This is a genomic window from Kribbella soli, assembly GCF_004331345.1.
Classification (GTDB): domain Bacteria; phylum Actinomycetota; class Actinomycetes; order Propionibacteriales; family Kribbellaceae; genus Kribbella; species Kribbella soli.
On sequence record NZ_SJJZ01000001.1, the window covers coordinates 482,141 to 498,663 of the forward strand.

Genomic DNA, 16,523 nt, shown 5'->3' on the forward strand with positions numbered 1-16,523 from the left:
ACCGTAGGAGGAAAAGACGCCAGCTTCTGGCTTGTTTTCCTGAGATAGTCGGAGGATGCGCGCCGAACGGCTCCTCCGACTGCTGCTGCACCTGCAGACACGCGGTCAGTCGACGGTCGCGCAATTGTCCGCCGCGCTGGACGTCTCGCCACGCACGATCCAGCGCGACCTGGATGCGCTGAGCCTCGCCGGTGTTCCGGTGTACTCGATCCGCGGGCGCGCCGGTGGGTGGACGCTGCTGCCCGACTACCGCAGCCGGCTGACCGGGCTGACGCCGTCGGAGGTCATGTCGGTGTTCGTCGGCGCGACGGCCCACGTGCTCGCCGACCTCGGCCTCGACGCCTCCAGCGACCTTGCGGTCACGAAGCTGATCGCGTCACTTCCTGAAGGCACTCGCCGCGAGGCCGAGTACGCCCGGCAGCGTCTCCTGATCGACCACGCCGGCTGGGACGACCGCCGCGAAACCCCGCGCTGGCTGGACCTCTGCCGCCAAGCCGTCTGGGAGGAACGCCGCCTCGAAATCAGCTACGGCGAATCCACCGACGACGGTCCGCGGCGCGGGCCGTTTGCGATCTCGCCTCTCGGGCTGGTCGCCAAGGCGCGCACCTGGTACCTGGTCGCCGCCCGCACCGACGGCCGCCTCCGCACCTACCGCCTGTCCCGCCTGACCTCGGCCGAGCTCACCAACAACATCTTCACCAGACCAGCCGACTTCGACCTCGCCGCCTACTGGGCCCAGTCCCAGCGCGAGTTCCAGGCCTCGCGCCCGTCGTACCCGATCGTCCTGAAGGTCCGCGACCACGCCGTCCGCCGCTTCCGCCCAACCGCCCCGATGCTGCCCGCGGACGACAACTGGTGGATCGTCCACGCCGACCTCGAGAACCTCTACGAAGCCCAAGCCGCCGTCCTAGCCCAAGCCGGCGCAGCCCAAGTCATCGCCCCACCGGAACTGATAACCCTGGTCCACAACGCCGCCCAGCAGATCGCGAACTCCCACTGACACTCAGCTCTGCGCCTTTGTGAGGATTTCGGGGCCGTTGTCGGTGATGGCGATGGTGTGTTCGGTGTGGGCGGTGCGGCAGCCGGTGACGCTGCGGAGGGTCCAGCCATCTTCGTCGGTGATGAGCTCGGCGGTGTCCTGCATGACCCACGGTTCGAGGGCGAGGAGCAGGCCGGGGCGGAGTTTGTAGCCGCGGCCGGGGCGGCCCGTGTTCGAGACGTGCGGGTCCTGGTGCATCGTCGAACCGATGCCGTGGCCGCCGAACTCGGTGTTGATCGGGTACCCGGCCGCGCTCAGCACAGTCCCGATCGCCCGCGAGATGTCGCCGATCTTGGCCCCGGGAACGGCGGCCGCGATCCCCTCGGCCAGTGCGCGTTCGGTCGTGGTGATCATCGCGACGTCCTCGGGCGCCTTCGATTCACCCACGATGAAGCTGATCGCAGCGTCCGCCGCGATCCCACCCAGGGAGACGGCGAGATCGAGCGTCAGCAGGTCACCGTCGGCGAGCTGGTAGTCGGACGGCTTTCCGTGCAGTACGGCGTCGTTGACCGCCGTACAGATGTAGTGACCGAACGGGCCGCGTCCGAACGACGCCTCGTAGTCGACGTAGCAGGACTGCCCGCCGGCCTCGGCGATCAGGGCCTTCGTCCACTGGTCGATGTCCAGCAGGTTCGTGCCGACCGCGGTCCGGCTCTTCAGCGTCTGCAGAATGCCACCGACCAAGGCGCCCGATTCCTTCGCTTGGGCCAACTGGCGGGGGTCCAGGATCTCGATCATGCGCGGCCTCTCGTGTCCATCCAATAACTATACCGGCCATATTATCCCGGTACTATCATCGGATCATGGTCCGGCTCCCGCTCACCCCCGCGGAGGTCGAGCGCGGAGAGCGCCTCGGCACCCTGCTCCGCCGCGCCCGAGGCGATCGCTCGATGCTCCAGACCGCCCTCGACGCCGGTGTCTCCCCCGAAACCCTCCGCAAAATCGAGTCCGGCCGCGTAGCCACCCCGGCCTTCCCCACCATCGCCGCCATCGCCGACGTCCTCGGCCTGTCCCTCGACACCTTGTGGACCGAGGTCAACCGAACCGAACCAAAACGCCTGGTCTCCTAGACCATCCAAGAAGGTTCGAGCATCAGACGTTGAAGCGGAACTCCACTACGTCGCCGTCCTGCATGATGTAGTCCTTGCCTTCCATGCGGACCTTGCCGGCGGAGCGGGCGGCGTTCATGGAGCCGGCGTCGATGAGGTCGTCGAAGGAGACGATCTCGGCCTTGATGAAGCCGCGCTGGAAGTCGGTGTGGATGACACCGGCGGCCTCGGGGGCGGTGGCGCCGCGCTTGATCGTCCAGGCGCGGGACTCCTTGGGACCGGCGGTCAGGTACGTCTGCAGGCCCAGCGTGTCGAACCCGACGCGCGCCAGTACGTCGAGACCGGGCTGGTCGATGCCCATCTCGGCGAGCATCTCGCGGGCCTCGTCCTCGTCGCCGAGCTCGACCAGTTCGGCCTCGAACTTCGCGTCGAGGAAGATCGCCTCGGCCGGCGCGACCAGGTCCCGCATCTTCTGCTTGAGGTCCTCGTCGGCGAGCTCGTCGGAGTCGCAGTTGAAGACGTACAGGTACGGCTTGGCGGTCATCAGCATCAGCTCGCGGATCGCGTCCCGGTCCACTCCGGTGGCGATGATCGGCGTACCCGCCTCGAGGTGCTTCTGCGCCTCCCGCACCGCCTCCAGGACGACCGCCGACTCCTTCTTCAGGCGGGCTTCCTTCTCCAGCCGCGGGATCGCCTTCTCGACGGTCTGCAGGTCGGCGAGGATCAGCTCGGTCTGGATGGTGGAGATGTCGTCGGCCGGCGAGACCTTGCCGTCGACGTGCGTCACGTCGTCGTCGCGGAACACCCGGGTGACCTGGCAGATCGCGTCCGACTCGCGGATGTGGCTGAGGAACTTGTTCCCCAGGCCCTCACCCTCCGACGCGCCGCGGACGATGCCGGCGATGTCGACGAACTGCACGGTGGCGGGAATCACCTTCTGCGAGCTGAACAGCTCGGCGAGCTTCCCCAGCCGCGGGTCCGGGACACCGACCACTCCGACGTTCGGCTCGATGGTCGCGAACGGGTAGTTCGCGGCGAGTACGTCGTTCTTGGTCAGCGCGTTGAACAGGGTGGACTTGCCCGCGTTCGGGAGCCCGACGATTCCGATGGTGAGTGCCACGGGAGGCAAGGTTACGCGGGTAACCCCGTCGTACCCCAATCCGTCAGATCAGGTAGGCCTCGAGTTCGGCGCCGTACCAGCGGTTGGTGCGGCCGATCGGGCGCATGCCGAGGCGGTTGCAGACGGCCAGCGACGCCCTGTTGTCCGGGCGGACGACCGCGTGGATCTGCCCGATCCCGGCCTTGAACCCGTGCTCGATCGCGCCCCGCGCCGACTCGGTCGCCAGCCCCCGGCCCCAGGCGTCCGGGTGGAAATGCCAGCCGACCTCGACCTCGCCGCGGCCGGCGGTGCCGTCCGTCGGGTCGGGCAGCGGGACGAGTAGTACGGTCCCCGCGATCGTCCCGGTGGCCCGTTCCTCAACGGCCCAGACGCCGTACGGCGCCTCGCGGCTGCGCTCGTTCCACCGCATGATGGCCTTCGACGCCGCACCGCGATCGGTCATCACCCGGGGCTCGGCGCCCAGCCAGCGGGACACCTCCCAGCGCCGGTAGATGTCGAACACGCGGTCGCCGTCAGCGTCCGACCACTCGCGCACCACGAGCCGATCCGTCTCGAAGACCACCATGCTCGCCACCTCCCAAGGCTGTTCCTATTTCCGCGAACCAGGCGATCGCAAGCAACGTCTCCATCCTGTGACCACTTGGACGGATCGGATCGGGTTTCCCTCACGCTTCGTGTTCGGATGCCTGCAGTTCCTGCGTTTCGGGTGGCTGGAGGTGGTGTCGTGCCTGTTTCCCGGGTTCCTGTTCGCGGGCCTGGCGATCTCGAAGTACGTCGACCTGCCGATCGCCCGGTACGACGCCTTGCTGATCTACTGCCTCGGCCTGACGCTGCTGTTCTGGGTGGTGGGGCTGGAGACCTGGCGTGAGGTCGCGGTGATCTTCGGGTTCCACCTGGTCGGGCTCGGGCTGGAGCTGTTCAAGGTCCGGGTCGGTTCGTGGCAGTACCCGGGCGACGCGGTGACGAAGTTCGCCGGAGTGCCGCTGTTCGCCGGGTTCATGTACGCCGCGGTCGGCAGCTACCTGTGTCAGGCGTGGCGCCGGTTCGACCTCCGGGTGAGCAACTACCGCCCGATCCTGACCACGGTCTTCGCGGTGCTGATCTACGCGAACTTCTTCACCCATCAGTGGATCCCCGACCTGCGGATCCCGATCGCGCTCGGTCTGCTCTTCGTGTTGCGCCGTACCTGGGTCTTCTTCACGGTCGGCGTACGGCGCTACCGGATGCCGCTGGCGTTGTCGTTCGCGTTGATCGGATTCTTCCTGTGGATCGCGGAGAACTTCGGCACGTTCCTCGACGCGTGGAACTATCCGGACCAGGTGAGTGTGTGGCGCCTCGTGCATCCGGCGAAGTTCGGCGCGTGGTCGTTGCTGGTGAGCATGAGTTTCGTGCTGGTCGCGAGCGTGAAGTCACTGGAGGGCCGGCTGTACCACCGCGGCGGAACCGCAACAGTCGAGATCTCACCGCAACACGAAAAGGCCAACCAAGCTGAGGGGTAAGGCGTCTTCAGGAGTGTGAGGGCGCCTGAGGGGGCGCAACTGGGGAACCGCCTTAGCTGCAAGGGGAAAGTCATGTCCCGAAAGTTCGCCGCATTCGTCGCGACCGGGGTGGCGCTGGCCGTCGTCATCGGTTCGTTGCTGGTCCTGGCGCTCGGGCACGAACGGCAACCACGACCGGCCGCCGCGACCACGCAGACCACGACGCCGAGCCCGACGCCCACCGAGACGCCGACGCTGAACGCGCCGCCGTCGACACCGCGCAAGCCGGCTCCGAACCCGACCGCAGCACTTGCCTCCGGCAACAAGAAGGTGTTGTTCTTCAGCTTCGACGACGGGCCGGACCCGTATTGGACGCCGAAGGTTCTGCAGGTCCTGAAGAAGTACGGCGCGCACGCGACGTTCTTCGAGCTCGGCTCGATGCAGACCGCGCACCCGGGGCTGCGTGAGCAGGTGCTTGCCGCCGGCCACACGATCGGCAGCCACTCGATCACGCACCCGCAGCTGACCGCGGTCGCACCGGCGAAGCGGCACCACGAGATCTTCGACGGACCGGAGTCGACCTGCTTCCGGCCGCCGTACGGCGCCTCGAACCCGAAGGTCCGCGCCGACATCAAGGCGGCCGGCATGGTCCAGGTGCTGTGGGACGTCGACCCGCGCGACTGGGCCCGACCGGGGACGAGCGCGATCGTGCACAACATCCTCACCCACGCGCACAACCACAACATCATCCTGATGCACGACGGCGGCGGCAACCGCGCGCAGACCGTCGCCGCCCTGGACAAGGTCCTCCCACTCCTGAAGGCGCAGGGCTACACGTTCCCCGCGATGAACTGCTGACGTCGGGCGCTCCGGGCCGCACACTGAGCCATGGATGCTTCCCGGGAACTGCACCGCCTGACCAGTGGGTATCAGGTATCTCAAGCGGTGCACGTCGCCGCCACGCTCGGAATCAGCGACGTACTCGCTGACGGCCCGAAGAGCCTCGCCCAGCTCGCAGAGTCCACCAGAACGGACACCGGGGCGTTGACGCGCCTGATGCACGCGCTGGCCGCTCTCGGGCTGTACGCCGTCGACGACGGCAAGTACACCAACACGGAGCTCGGTACGGCGTTGCGGACCGACGTACCGCGCTCGGTCGCCGGCTGGGCGCGCTTCATCGGCAAGGGCTCCCACTGGCAGGCGTACACCGGTTTGGAGGACAGCATCCGGACCGGTGAGACCGCGTTCCCGGCGGTCCACGGCGAGGCGGTGTGGGAGTACCGCGCGAAGCATCCCGAGGAGCAAACGGCCTTCGACGCGGCCATGACCTCCATGTCGGAGACGATGGCCGACGCGGTCGTCGACGCCTACGACTTCAGCCGGTACGAGACGTTGGTCGACGTCGGTGGCGGGCGAGGCCGCCTGCTGATCGGCATCCTGTCGCGGTACCAATCGGTTCGCGGCGTGCTGTTCGACCAGCCTGACGTGGTCGCGGGCGCCCACGACCTGCTGTCCGCAGCGGGCCTGGCGGAGCGTTGTCTCGTGGTCGGCGGCAACTTCTTCGATGCCGTGCCCGAGGGTGACGCGCACCTGCTGAAGGCGGTGATCCACGACTGGGCGGATGCCGAGTCGATCGAGATCCTGCGTACCTGCCGGAGGTCGATGCCTGCCCACGGCCGGCTCCTGCTGGTGGAGCAATTGCTGGACGAGTCGCCGGATCCCGTGCGTACGGCGTTCTCGGACCTCAACATGCTCGTGATGACCGGCGGCCGCGAGCGGACGACGGACGAGTACCGCGCCCTCCTCGCCGCAGCCGACCTCGACCTCGTCGCCACAGTTCCCACCGCCGGCACAGCATTCATCCTCGAGGCGGCACCGCGCACATAGGCGTGGTTCGCAGAAACTGTCGGTGGCGTTCGGCACTATCTGTGACATGACCGGTACGACGGTGTTACTGATCCTGCTCTTCCTCGTGGTGGGGCTGTTGCTGGGTGCTGTGTTCGGCGTGCTGTGGGTGCGCGGCCGGGACGGTGCTGCGCTGGCGCGGATCACGGCTGAGCGGGATGCGGCCGAGGATCGGGTGGTCGAGCTGACGCAGGAGCGGACGAGTGTCGGCCAGCAGATGGGCGGGCAGGCCGTCGTCAAGGAAGCGCTGGATCGCCTGCACGCACAGCTGAATCAGCTCGAGCAGGGCCGCGCGGCGTGGCAGAGCCAGCTGCATCAGCAGGTGAACGAGGTGCGGATGAGCGGCGAGGCGTTGCGCCGCGAGACGGCTTCGTTGTCGACCGCGTTGCGCAAGCCGCAGGTGCGCGGCCGGTGGGGTGAGCTGCATCTGCGTCGCACCGTCGAGCTCGCCGGAATGGTTGCCCACTGCGACTTCACCGAGCAGACGACGACGGTCGCCGAGGACGGCGTACTGCGGCCGGATCTCGTGGTGAGGCTTGCCGAGGGCAAGAATATCGTCGTCGACTCCAAGGTGCCGCTGGCCGCGTTCCTCGACGCGAGCGAGTCCGACGACGCGGAGCACCGCGAGGACCGGTTGCGGGCGCACGCGCGGCACCTGCGGACCCATGTCGACCAGTTGGCCGCGAAGGCGTACTGGACCCGGCTGTCCCCGTCGCCGGAGTTCGTCATCCTCTTCGTGCCGGGCGAGTCCTTCCTGTCGGCTGCGCTCGACGTCGAGTCTTCGCTGCTCGAGTACGCCGCTGAACGCCGGGTGATCCTCGCGACGCCGACCACGCTGATCGCTACGTTGCGCGCGGCGGCGTACGCGTGGAACCAGTCGGCGTTGACAGAGTCTGCGCAGCAGGTCTTCGAGCTCGGCCGGGAGCTGTACGAGCGACTCGGCACGATGGGCGACCACCTCGGCCGCGTCGGGCGGTCGCTCACGTCGGCGGTGGAGGCCTACAACGGGACGGTCGGGTCGTTCGAGCGCCGGGTGTTCATCACCGCGCGCAAGCTCCGCGACCTGCACGTCACCGAGTCCGAGCTGACCGCGATGGAGTCGATCGAAGCGTCCGTGCGACCGCTCACGGCACCCGAGTTCGTCGCGCTGGACGAGTCACCGACCACGAGGCGGTGGCCACCGTCACAGACCGGCTGAATGTTCCGGACGGTTATCGTCCGGAACCGGCACTAGGGTCCTTGCCATGGACAACGCACCGCTCACCGAGCCGCCGGTCGCCGGACCCGAGGCCGACACGTTGCTGGGGGCGCTCGAGCGCAACCGGCGTACCTTCGCCTGGAAGTGCGGCGGCCTGGACTCGGCCGGCCTGAACAAGCAGCACCCGCCGTCGACCGTGACGCTCGGCGGGCTGCTCAAGCACCTGGCGCTGGTCGAGGACGAGTACTTCACCCGCCGGCTCCTCGGCAAAGAACTCGGCGCTCCCTGGGACTCGGTCGACTGGGACGCGGACCCCGACTGGGAGTGGCACAGCGCGCCGGACGACTCGCCCGAGGAACTGATGGACCTGTGGCAGGCGGCGGTCGCCCGCTCCCGCGCCGCGGTCGCCGAGGTCCTCGCGAACGGCGGCGTCGACCAACTGGCCCAATACAAAGGCCGCAACGGCGACTCTCCCAGCCTGCGCTACATCCTCGTCGACCTCATCGAGGAGTACGCCCGCCACACCGGCCACGCCGACCTGATCCGCGAATCCATCGACGGCCTCACCGGCGAAGGCGTACCCGCCCCCTAGCGCCTCAAGGACCTCGTGGGGTGACTCCTGAGGGGTCGTATGGTGCCGAGATGGCGCCCCTCATCCAACTCATTCCCCGCGGTCCGTTCGGACGAGAGGACATCCAGGCTTTCGCCGAGGAACAGGGCTGGACACCTGCGGAGGTGACCGTGCCCGAGGGACCGATCGAGGAGCTGGCGTGGGTTCTCGGACTGGTCGACGCCGATAGTCCCGAGGACAGCGAAGAGATCGAGACAGTGGTGGTCCACTGGATCGAGGACCAGCGCTTCCAGGTCGACTATCTGGCGGTCGAAGGAGACGATCCAGAGTCGTTCGCCGACTGGTTGCGCGGCGAACTGCCCCTTCATTCCGACCAGTCCTTGGCACAGTTGACGGCGAGCACCCGCGACGATGCGGCCCTCATGCGTGCTCTGCGTCGCCTGGGCGTCAACTACGCGGGAAGGGCGTTCGACAGTACGTCGTACGGGTTGCTGCGTTGGGCCCTGCACGACCCCGAACCTCTGGTCCGGCGGAACGCTCTGCTCGCCGCCTCTCTTCTGGACTGGCCTGAGCTTGTGCCGCTGCTGACCTACGTGAGCGAGACCGAGAACGATCTCGCCGTCAGGGAACAGGCCCTGACCACCCTCGACATCGTCCGCGACAGCACTGCTGCTCCACTCGGCGGCAGCGGCAACTGACCAGCCTGCTGTCGGAAAGCCGACAGTAGTGAGGTGTTGACAGTCGGTGTCCTTCTCGCGAAACGATGAGAGCGCTCTCTCGGGGGGCGACGTGAGGAGGAAGAATGCGCTTCAGAACCAGAGTCCTGGGTGTCGTCGCGGCTGCGGTGGCTGTGGCCGGCGTGCTGTCGGCGGCCCCGGAACGGTCGGCCGACGCAGCCGTACCGGCGACGATTCCGCTGACGATCACGAACAACTCCGGCCGCGGCGACGCGGTCTACATCTACAACCTGGGCACGAACCTGGCCACCGGGCAGCAGGGCTGGGCCGACACCTCGGGCACGTTCCACGCCTGGCCGGCCGGCGGCAACCCGCCGACCCCGGCGCCGGACGCGTCGATCGCCGGACCCGCCAACGGGCAGTCCGTCACGATCCAGATGCCGAAGTTCTCCGGCCGCGTGTACTTCTCCTACGGCCAGAAGCTCGTCTTCCAGCTCACCACGGGCGGCCTCGTGCAGCCCGCCGTACAGAACCCGAGCGATCCGAACCGGAACATCCTGTTCCACTGGTCGGAGTACACGCTCAACGACAGCGGCCTGTGGATCAACAGCACGCAGGTCGACATGGTTTCGGCGCCGTACGCCGTGAGCGTGAAGGCCGGCGACGGGTCCACGAAGACCACCGGCCACCTCAAGTCCGGCGGCTACAACGCCGTCTACAACGGTCTCCGCAACGCCCCCGGTGGATGGGGCGGCCTGATCCAGACGGCACCTGACGGCTCGGTCCTTCGCGCGCTCTCCCCGCTGTTCGGCGTCGAGACCGGGGCGCTCCCGGCGAGCGCCATGGACGACTACATCAACCGTGTGTGGTCGAAGTACAGCTCGGAGACCCTGACGGTCACGCCGTTCGGCGACCAGCCGAACACCAAGTACTTCGGTCGCGTGTCCGGCGGCGTCATGAACTTCACGAACAGCTCCGGCGCTGTCGTGACGTCGTTCCAGAAGCCGGACTCGGCCAGCGTGTTCGGCTGCTTCAAGTTGCTCGACGCACCGAACGACCAGATCCGCGGCCCGATCTCGCGCACCCTGTGCGCCGGCTACAACCGCTCCACGCTGCTGACGAACCCGAACCAGCCGGACCCCAACGACGCGAACTTCTACCAGGACGCGGTCACCAACCAGTACTCGAAGATCATCCACTCCCAGATGGCCGACGGCCACGCGTACGGGTTCGCCTTCGACGACGTCGGCAACCACGAGGCACTCGTCCACGACGGGAACCCGCAGCAGGCCGGACTGATCCTCGATCCGTTCAACTGAGGCTTGACACCTGCTTCGGTTAGTGGCAACTTACCGTTCGTGGGAACTTACGGATCACTCGAAGCTGCCGGACCGGTGCTGGACGCGCTCGGCGACCCGACGCGCCGGGTGATCCTCGAGACGCTGCGTACTGGCGGGCCGTGCTCGGTCGGTGGACTGGCCGAGCGCGTGCCCGTCAGCCGGCCCGCGATCTCGCAGCACCTGAAGGTGCTCGGCGCGGTCGGTCTGGTGCAGCACGAGTCGCGCGGGACCCGCAACATCTACCGGGTCCATCAGGCCGGTCTCGGCGAGCTGCGCAGCTGGCTCGACCAGTTCTGGGGCGACGCCTTGCAGGCGTACGCCGACCACGTACAGCGGACCGAGGAGGGGAAATGACTGTGGAACAAGACATCTCGCCATTGGTGAAGACCGTCGTCGTACCGGTCGGGGTCGACCGGGCGTTCGAGGCGTTCACCGCGGAGACGTCGGCGTGGTGGCCGTTGTTCAGCCACTCGGTCGGCGCGGCAGCGGCGAACGAGGTACGGCTGGAGGGCGCCGTCGGCGGGCGCATCGTCGAGTACGGCGCCGACGGCGAGATCGCCACCTGGGGCACCCTGTCGGACTGGGATCCGCCGAAGTCGCTGAGCTTCAGCTGGCACCCCGGCCAGGACCCGTCGGAAGCCGGGCAGGTCACGGTGACGTTCGACGCGACCGACGGCGGCACACAGGTCCAGCTCGTGCACTCCGGCTGGGAGCGCCGCGGCGACGGCGGCCGGGCCCGCCTCAGCTACGACACGGGTTGGGACTTTGTGCTGGGCAAGTACGTCGAACACGCCCGATAGTGGATGGATGGCGAATCCTCCCGTTGACGCGCGCGCACTGGAAGCCTCGCTGCGGCCGCATGGTGAATCGGTCATGCTGCCGCGAGCGGCGTACGTCGATCCGGAGGTGCTCGCCTGGGAACGCCGGCACTTCTTCGCCGGCACCTGGACGTGCCTCGGCCGCGTCGACGAGCTGTCCGACGGTACGACGTACCGCGAGGTCACCATCGGCGACATCGCGACCGTCGTCACGTTCGGGGACATACCGCGGGCGTTCGCGAACACCTGCCGGCATCGCGGTCACGAGCTGCTCCAGCGGGACGAGACGAGTGACCGGCGAGCCGTGGTGTGCCCATACCACGGGTGGTCGTACGAGCTCGACGGGTCGGTGAAGGCCGCGCCGCGGATGGGCGATTGCTTCGACACGTCGCCGTACGGGCTGGTCGAACTGCCGGCCGCGGTGTGGCACGGCTGGCTGTTCGTGAACGCGACCGGTACGGCGGCGGCGTTCGAGGAGCATGTCGGCGGGCTCACCGACCTCGTCGCGCCGTACGCGCCGGAAACCCTTGTACTGAAGGCGCGGCACGCGTACGACGTGGCGGCGAACTGGAAGACGATCGTGGAGAACTACCACGAGTGCTACCACTGCCCGCTGATCCATCCCGAGCTGTGCAAGGTGTCGCCGCCGACGTCGGGCGACAACTGGAACCTGCCCGGCGCGTGGGTCGGCGGGCTGATGGACCTGCGACCGGACGCCGAGACGATGTCGCTCGACGGCCGGTCGCTCGGGGTCCCGATCCCCGGCGTCGACCCGCGTCAGGTCAACTACCTCGGACTGTTCCCGAACCTGCTGATCTCACTGCATCCCGACTACGTGATGACCCATCGCCTCGAGCCGCGCACACCCGGCCTGACCGCGATCGAGTGCTCCTGGTACTTCCGGCCCGAGGTGACGGACCCGTCGTACGCCGTGGAGTTCTGGGACATCACGAACCGCGAGGACTGGGCCGCCTGCGAGTCGGTCCAGCGCGGCGCCGAGTCCCCGCACTTCCGCCCCGGCCCGCTGGCACCCGCCGAGGACGCCGTCTACCAATGGGTGACCATGCTCGCCCGCGGCTACCTCGGCAAGCCGCTCAGCACCTGAAGCGGGAACACCCGCCTGTGACTGGGCACTAGCAATAGCCTGTTCCCAGTCCCCCACGCCTATCCCCAGTCAGTAGCCCAGCGTGAAGCGGCGGCGGTTGTGGGCCGGCTGCTCCGCCTCGTTGATCACGGCTACTGCGTAGTCCTCGGCGGAGATGTGGTCGCCGATCGGCTCGTCCTGGCCGAGGCGGAAGACGCCGGTGCGCTCACCGGGGGCGATCACGAAGGCCGGGGACAGCATGGTCCAGTTCACGTCGCTCGCGCGCAGGTTCTCGAGCGCCTGCGACACGGTCAGCGACTCGTTCTTGTACTCGGCCGGGAAGTCCGGCCCGTCCACCACCCGGTTGCCGTTGACCACCAGGCTGCCGGCGCCCCCGACCACGAACAACCGGGTCGCCGTCCCCCGCACCGCGGCGATCAGGGTGTCGACCGCGTCCAGGTACTCCTGGTGGTCGCCGCCGGTGCGGCTCGGCCCGATCGCCGCGACCAGCGCGTCCGAGTCCGCCGCCAGCTCCTTGACGGTCGCGACGTCGTTCGCGCTCCCCTGCACCGCGCGGACGCCGTCCGGCAGCTCTCCGCCGGAGCGCGTCACGCCGGCCACCTCGTGCCCGCGACCGACCGCCTCGGCCGCCACCCGGCTGCCGACCATTCCACTCGCACCGAAGACCGCGATCTTCATCTCTACTCCTTGTCTGTTGACCTGACCTCGACGGTATCTATTGGTAACTGGCTACTTCAACGTGCTATAAGTACCTTGTGGTAACCAAAGGCAACGCGTTCGATCCGAACTGCCCGACCCGCACGATCCTGGACCGGATCGGCGACAAGTGGACGGTGCTCGTCGTCCTGAGCCTGCGCAGCGGCCCGCTCCGTTTCACCGAGCTCCGCGACGGCATCGGCCGGGTCGCGCCCAAGGTCCTCACCCAGACCCTGCGCCGGATGGAGCGCGACGGCCTGATCACCCGCGAGGTCTACCCGGAGATCCCGCCGCGCGTCGTCTACACCCTGACCCCGATGGGCGCGTCCCTGATCGAGCCGATCAGCGTGATCACCGACTGGGCAGAGACCCACGTGCCCGCAATCACCAGGGCGCAGCAGCGGTACGACGAACCCGCCTGAGATCATCCAGCTCACCGCTCAACCTTTCCTTCGGGTCACGCCATCTCAAGGCTGACCGAGTTGAGTGAGATGGGGGTTGGAATGGATCCAGGACGCGACCACGAATTCGCTGAGTTCGTGGACGGGCGGTTCACCGCACTGCAGAGGTTCGGCTACCTGCTGACCGGTGAATGGCACCTGGCCGAGGACCTGGTGCAAACCGCATTGACGAAGGTGTGGTTCCACCGGAACTCGTTGCGCAGCAGCAGCGCGCTGGAGAGCTACACCCGGACCGTGATGGTGAACACCAGCACGCAGTGGTGGCGCCGGAAGTGGCGCGGGGAGACACCGACCGAGCAGTTGCCGGAACCGCAGGCACGCGAGCAGTACGGCTCGGTCGACGACCGGGACCTGTTGCTGCGGGCACTCGCCGGACTCCCCCGCAGGACCCGCGCGACGCTGGTCCTGCGGTACTTCGAGGACCTTCCGGAGGCCGAGATCGCCCAGATCATGGGCTGCTCGGTCGGCACCGTGAAGTCGAACGTCTCCCGCGGACTGGCCAAACTCCGTGAGCACCACCTCGTCGCCGCCGTTTCCGCTCCGGCCCAGAAGGAGGGCTGAACCATGACCGACGATCTCAAGCAGCAGTTCGAACGGCTCGTCGCCGACCCGCCGCCACCCAGCGCGATGCCGAGCGAGTCCGTGTTCGCCCGGGTCCGGACCGCCCGGCGCCGTCGTACGGCCGGCGCATTGACCCTGGCCGCGGCCGCGGTAGTTGCCGTCGCTGTTGCCGCTGGCAACCTCGCGGACTTCAACAGCAGCCCGCCGATCACCAACAGCCCGAGCGCACCCGTGACGGTCGTCACGGGCCCGCCGACCGGTACGCCGTCGACAACCGCACCGACCACGGCCAGTTCGGCCACGACCGGGAGCACGCATCGGACGACGACCGGTACGCCGGGTACCCCCACGGGCTCCGAGCGGCCGACCGGTACGACGACAACCGGGGCCGGCACCACCAACACGCCGCCACCGGTTCAGCCGCCGGCGCACCCGATCCAGGTCGGCGTCGTTCTCAAGCCCACCATCACCGGCCGCACCGTCGCGGTGAAGGTGACGGTCTCGGGCACCGTCATCGTGCCCAGGGCGGACGGGAAGGACCTGCCCGCCGACACCTCGTTCCTCAACCTCTCCGGCGGCACGCAGTACTACTGGGGCGACGGGGAGCAGGGCGGCTCGGACGGCGGCGCGGTGCAGTGCGGCGGCAAGACCCGGAGGACCGGTAGCGAGACGTACTCGATCGAGACGCACACCTACACGAAGCCGGGGACGTACACGCTGCGCTACGTCGTGTCGTACTGCAACACCAAGGGCGGGTTCACGACCACCAAGACCGCCAAGGTGACGGTCAAATAGTCCAGGCGTGGTCGGAGGTGCCGGTGGTGGGGAGGCCGGCGGCCTTCAGGTCGGTGCGGAGGTCGCGCGGGAGGGCGAACGTCAGGCTCTCCTCCGCGGTGGTGACCTCCTGGACGTCGCCGTACCCGCGCTCGGCCAGCCAGCGCAGGACGTCGCGGACCAGCACCTCCGGCACGCTCGCACCACTGCTGACACCGACCGAGTCGACGCCGTCCAGCCAGGCCTCGTCGATCTCGTCGGCGAAGTCGACCAGGTAGCCGGCCTTCGCGCCGTGCTCGACCGCGACCTCGACCAGGCGCACCGAGTTCGACGAGTTCCGGGAGCCGACCACGATCATCAGGTCGGCTTCCGGGGCCAGCTTCTTGACCGCGGCCTGACGGTTCTGGGTGGCGTAGCAGATGTCGTCGCTCGGCGGGTCCTGCAGGTGCGGGAACCGCTCGCGCAGGCGCCGTACCGTCTCCATCGTCTCGTCGACCGACAGCGTGGTCTGGGACAGCCAGACGACCTTCTCGGGGTCACGGACGGTGACGTTCGGTACGTCGTCCGGGCCGTCGACGAGGTGGACGTGGTCGGGGGCCTCGCCGGAGGTGCCGATGACCTCCTCGTGGCCCTCGTGGCCGATCAGCAGGATGTCGTAGTCGGTCGCCGCGAACCGCTTCGCCTCGTGGTGCACCTTGGTGACCAACGGGCAGGTCGCGTCGATGGTCTTCAGCTGCCGCGCGGCCGCCTCCTCGTGCACCACCGGGGCGACGCCGTGCGCGGAGAAGATCACCGTCTCGCCCTCGGGCACCTCGTCGGTCTCGTCGACGAAGATCGCACCACGCTTCTGCAGCGTCTGTACGACGTACTTGTTGTGCACGATCTCCTTGCGCACGTAGACCGGCGGCCCGTACAGGTCGAGCGCCTTCTCCACCGCCACCACGGCCCGGTCAACACCCGCGCAGTACCCACGGGGGGCCGCAAGCAGCACCCGCTTGGTCCTCGTCGCGGTCGCGGTACCGGTGTCACCAGGCTGAGAAGTCACGTCCCCATGGTACGGGCCGTGATTTGTGAGCGGCGTCACGGCAGCTGCGATACCAGGGGCCAGGGCAACGTACGTCGGGGAGCCGTCCGCCCTATCCGGACGGCTCCTCCGCGGGAGGTGTACCTGCTCCTCAAGAATCGCCTGGAAACGCCTTGTACGCAAAGGGTTTTCGGACCCACTCCCGCAGTACGCCGAAATGCCGATCGGTCAGCCCGCCCCGCGCGTCGACCGGAAGGATCAATGCCTCCGGGAAGCGGTCTCGCTCGACGTCGCCCACCTCGTCGTCCACCCACGCGAACGGACGGTCGCCGACCCAGTCCGCGACGTACGGCGCTTTCCAGGAACCCCGGCGAACCGGGGTGCGATCGGGCCAGAGGATCGTCGGCAGCTCAGGCAGACCGAGCAGGGGTCCAAGCAGGCGATTGGCGCCGTGCTCCCAACTACTGGCCCACACCAGGTCAAAGCTGTCCGCGAGCGCGTTGAGCTCCACCCCGTGCAACGGATTGAGCAGAATCCGCCAGGTCTTCACACCTTCAGTGATCTCGTGCCGCTCGTACCCCGGCGGGACTCCCTCGGCCCGGTGCGGGTTGAGCGGGCCGTCGAAATCCAGCAGCAGGAGTGGGCGCATTACTCAACGTTAGAGTCCCTCAGACAGCCTCTTAGGGAATGTCGGTGCGGGGTCGTAG

General features: G+C 68.1%; 21 protein-coding genes. 15 read left to right on the forward strand and 6 right to left on the reverse strand.

What is annotated here, in order from left to right; all coding sequences use genetic code 11:
* Positions 1 to 55: 55 nt before the first annotated feature.
* Positions 56 to 1,000, forward strand: a complete 945-nt coding sequence (locus tag E0H45_RS02370) for a helix-turn-helix transcriptional regulator (protein ID WP_131334612.1) — start codon at positions 56 to 58, stop codon at positions 998 to 1,000.
* 3 nt (positions 1,001 to 1,003) lie between these two features.
* Here the strand turns inward: E0H45_RS02370 and map are convergent, their stop codons facing one another.
* The gene (gene map, locus E0H45_RS02375) at positions 1,004 to 1,777 is read right to left on the reverse strand and encodes a type I methionyl aminopeptidase (protein WP_131334613.1); all 774 of its coding nucleotides are present in this window, start codon (positions 1,775 to 1,777) and stop codon (positions 1,004 to 1,006) included.
* A gap of 65 nt (positions 1,778 to 1,842) precedes the next feature.
* On the opposite strand from map, the gene E0H45_RS02380 reads away from it, so the two are divergent.
* Positions 1,843 to 2,109, forward strand: coding sequence for a helix-turn-helix domain-containing protein (locus E0H45_RS02380; protein WP_131334614.1), 267 nt, complete (start codon positions 1,843 to 1,845; stop codon positions 2,107 to 2,109).
* Positions 2,110 to 2,131: 22 nt separating this feature from the next.
* Here the strand turns inward: E0H45_RS02380 and ychF are convergent, their stop codons facing one another.
* Both ychF and E0H45_RS02390 read right to left on the reverse strand, forming a co-directional pair.
* Positions 2,132 to 3,208, reverse strand: coding sequence for a redox-regulated ATPase YchF (gene ychF / locus E0H45_RS02385; RefSeq protein WP_131334615.1), 1,077 nt, complete (start codon positions 3,206 to 3,208; stop codon positions 2,132 to 2,134).
* A 43-nt stretch (positions 3,209 to 3,251) separates the two neighbouring features.
* Complete coding sequence (locus E0H45_RS02390) at positions 3,252 to 3,773, reverse strand: GNAT family N-acetyltransferase (protein ID WP_131334616.1); 522 nt, start codon at positions 3,771 to 3,773, stop codon at positions 3,252 to 3,254.
* Positions 3,774 to 3,840: 67 nt separating this feature from the next.
* Between E0H45_RS02390 and E0H45_RS02395 the strand changes: the two genes are divergently transcribed.
* The 10 genes from E0H45_RS02395 to E0H45_RS02440 all read left to right on the forward strand — a co-directional run bounded on the left by E0H45_RS02395 (position 3,841) and on the right by E0H45_RS02440 (position 12,300).
* Positions 3,841 to 4,707 (forward strand): DUF817 domain-containing protein, encoded by an 867-nt coding sequence (locus E0H45_RS02395; protein WP_238154756.1) that lies wholly within the window; start codon positions 3,841 to 3,843, stop codon positions 4,705 to 4,707.
* Positions 4,708 to 4,779: 72 nt separating this feature from the next.
* Entirely contained in the window at positions 4,780 to 5,544 is a 765-nt protein-coding gene (locus E0H45_RS02400) for a polysaccharide deacetylase family protein (protein WP_131334617.1), read from the forward strand.
* A 30-nt stretch (positions 5,545 to 5,574) separates the two neighbouring features.
* On the forward strand, positions 5,575 to 6,573 hold the full coding sequence (locus E0H45_RS02405) for a methyltransferase (protein WP_131334618.1): 999 nt from the start codon (positions 5,575 to 5,577) through the stop codon (positions 6,571 to 6,573).
* A gap of 46 nt (positions 6,574 to 6,619) precedes the next feature.
* Positions 6,620 to 7,789: a DNA recombination protein RmuC gene (locus E0H45_RS02410; RefSeq protein WP_131334619.1), complete on the forward strand. Its 1,170-nt coding sequence runs from the start codon at positions 6,620 to 6,622 to the stop codon at positions 7,787 to 7,789.
* Positions 7,790 to 7,835: 46 nt separating this feature from the next.
* Positions 7,836 to 8,381: a mycothiol transferase gene (locus E0H45_RS02415; RefSeq protein ID WP_131334620.1), complete on the forward strand. Its 546-nt coding sequence runs from the start codon at positions 7,836 to 7,838 to the stop codon at positions 8,379 to 8,381.
* A gap of 50 nt (positions 8,382 to 8,431) precedes the next feature.
* Complete coding sequence (locus E0H45_RS02420; protein WP_131334621.1) at positions 8,432 to 9,058, forward strand: HEAT repeat domain-containing protein; 627 nt, start codon at positions 8,432 to 8,434, stop codon at positions 9,056 to 9,058.
* Positions 9,059 to 9,162: 104 nt separating this feature from the next.
* Entirely contained in the window at positions 9,163 to 10,356 is a 1,194-nt protein-coding gene (locus E0H45_RS02425; protein WP_131334622.1) for a glycoside hydrolase family 64 protein, read from the forward strand.
* A gap of 39 nt (positions 10,357 to 10,395) precedes the next feature.
* On the forward strand, positions 10,396 to 10,731 hold the full coding sequence (locus E0H45_RS02430) for an ArsR/SmtB family transcription factor (protein WP_131334623.1): 336 nt from the start codon (positions 10,396 to 10,398) through the stop codon (positions 10,729 to 10,731).
* The gene (locus tag E0H45_RS02435) at positions 10,728 to 11,177 is read left to right on the forward strand and encodes an SRPBCC domain-containing protein (protein ID WP_131334624.1); all 450 of its coding nucleotides are present in this window, start codon (positions 10,728 to 10,730) and stop codon (positions 11,175 to 11,177) included. Before E0H45_RS02430 ends, E0H45_RS02435 begins: the two co-directional genes overlap by 4 nt.
* Before the next feature lie 7 nt (positions 11,178 to 11,184).
* On the forward strand, positions 11,185 to 12,300 hold the full coding sequence (locus E0H45_RS02440) for an aromatic ring-hydroxylating oxygenase subunit alpha (RefSeq protein ID WP_131334625.1): 1,116 nt from the start codon (positions 11,185 to 11,187) through the stop codon (positions 12,298 to 12,300).
* A 69-nt stretch (positions 12,301 to 12,369) separates the two neighbouring features.
* Here the strand turns inward: E0H45_RS02440 and E0H45_RS02445 are convergent, their stop codons facing one another.
* Positions 12,370 to 12,978 (reverse strand): NAD(P)-dependent oxidoreductase, encoded by a 609-nt coding sequence (locus E0H45_RS02445; RefSeq protein ID WP_131334626.1) that lies wholly within the window; start codon positions 12,976 to 12,978, stop codon positions 12,370 to 12,372.
* 77 nt (positions 12,979 to 13,055) lie between these two features.
* On the opposite strand from E0H45_RS02445, the gene E0H45_RS02450 reads away from it, so the two are divergent.
* The 3 genes from E0H45_RS02450 (at position 13,056) to E0H45_RS02460 (ending at position 14,813) form a co-directional block, all read left to right on the forward strand.
* A complete protein-coding gene (locus E0H45_RS02450) occupies positions 13,056 to 13,418 on the forward strand; it encodes a winged helix-turn-helix transcriptional regulator (RefSeq protein ID WP_131334627.1) in 363 nt (120 codons plus the stop codon).
* 81 nt (positions 13,419 to 13,499) lie between these two features.
* Entirely contained in the window at positions 13,500 to 14,018 is a 519-nt protein-coding gene (locus E0H45_RS02455; protein ID WP_131334628.1) for a SigE family RNA polymerase sigma factor, read from the forward strand.
* 3 nt (positions 14,019 to 14,021) lie between these two features.
* Positions 14,022 to 14,813: a hypothetical protein gene (locus E0H45_RS02460; RefSeq protein WP_131334629.1), complete on the forward strand. Its 792-nt coding sequence runs from the start codon at positions 14,022 to 14,024 to the stop codon at positions 14,811 to 14,813.
* On the opposite strand, the gene E0H45_RS02465 is transcribed toward E0H45_RS02460, so the two are convergent.
* A complete protein-coding gene (locus E0H45_RS02465; RefSeq protein WP_131334630.1) occupies positions 14,806 to 15,837 on the reverse strand; it encodes a 4-hydroxy-3-methylbut-2-enyl diphosphate reductase in 1,032 nt (343 codons plus the stop codon). The genes E0H45_RS02460 and E0H45_RS02465 overlap by 8 nt on opposite strands.
* 130 nt (positions 15,838 to 15,967) lie before the next feature.
* On the reverse strand, positions 15,968 to 16,465 hold the full coding sequence (locus E0H45_RS02470; protein ID WP_131334631.1) for an HAD domain-containing protein: 498 nt from the start codon (positions 16,463 to 16,465) through the stop codon (positions 15,968 to 15,970).
* Positions 16,466 to 16,523: the final 58 nt, after the last annotated feature.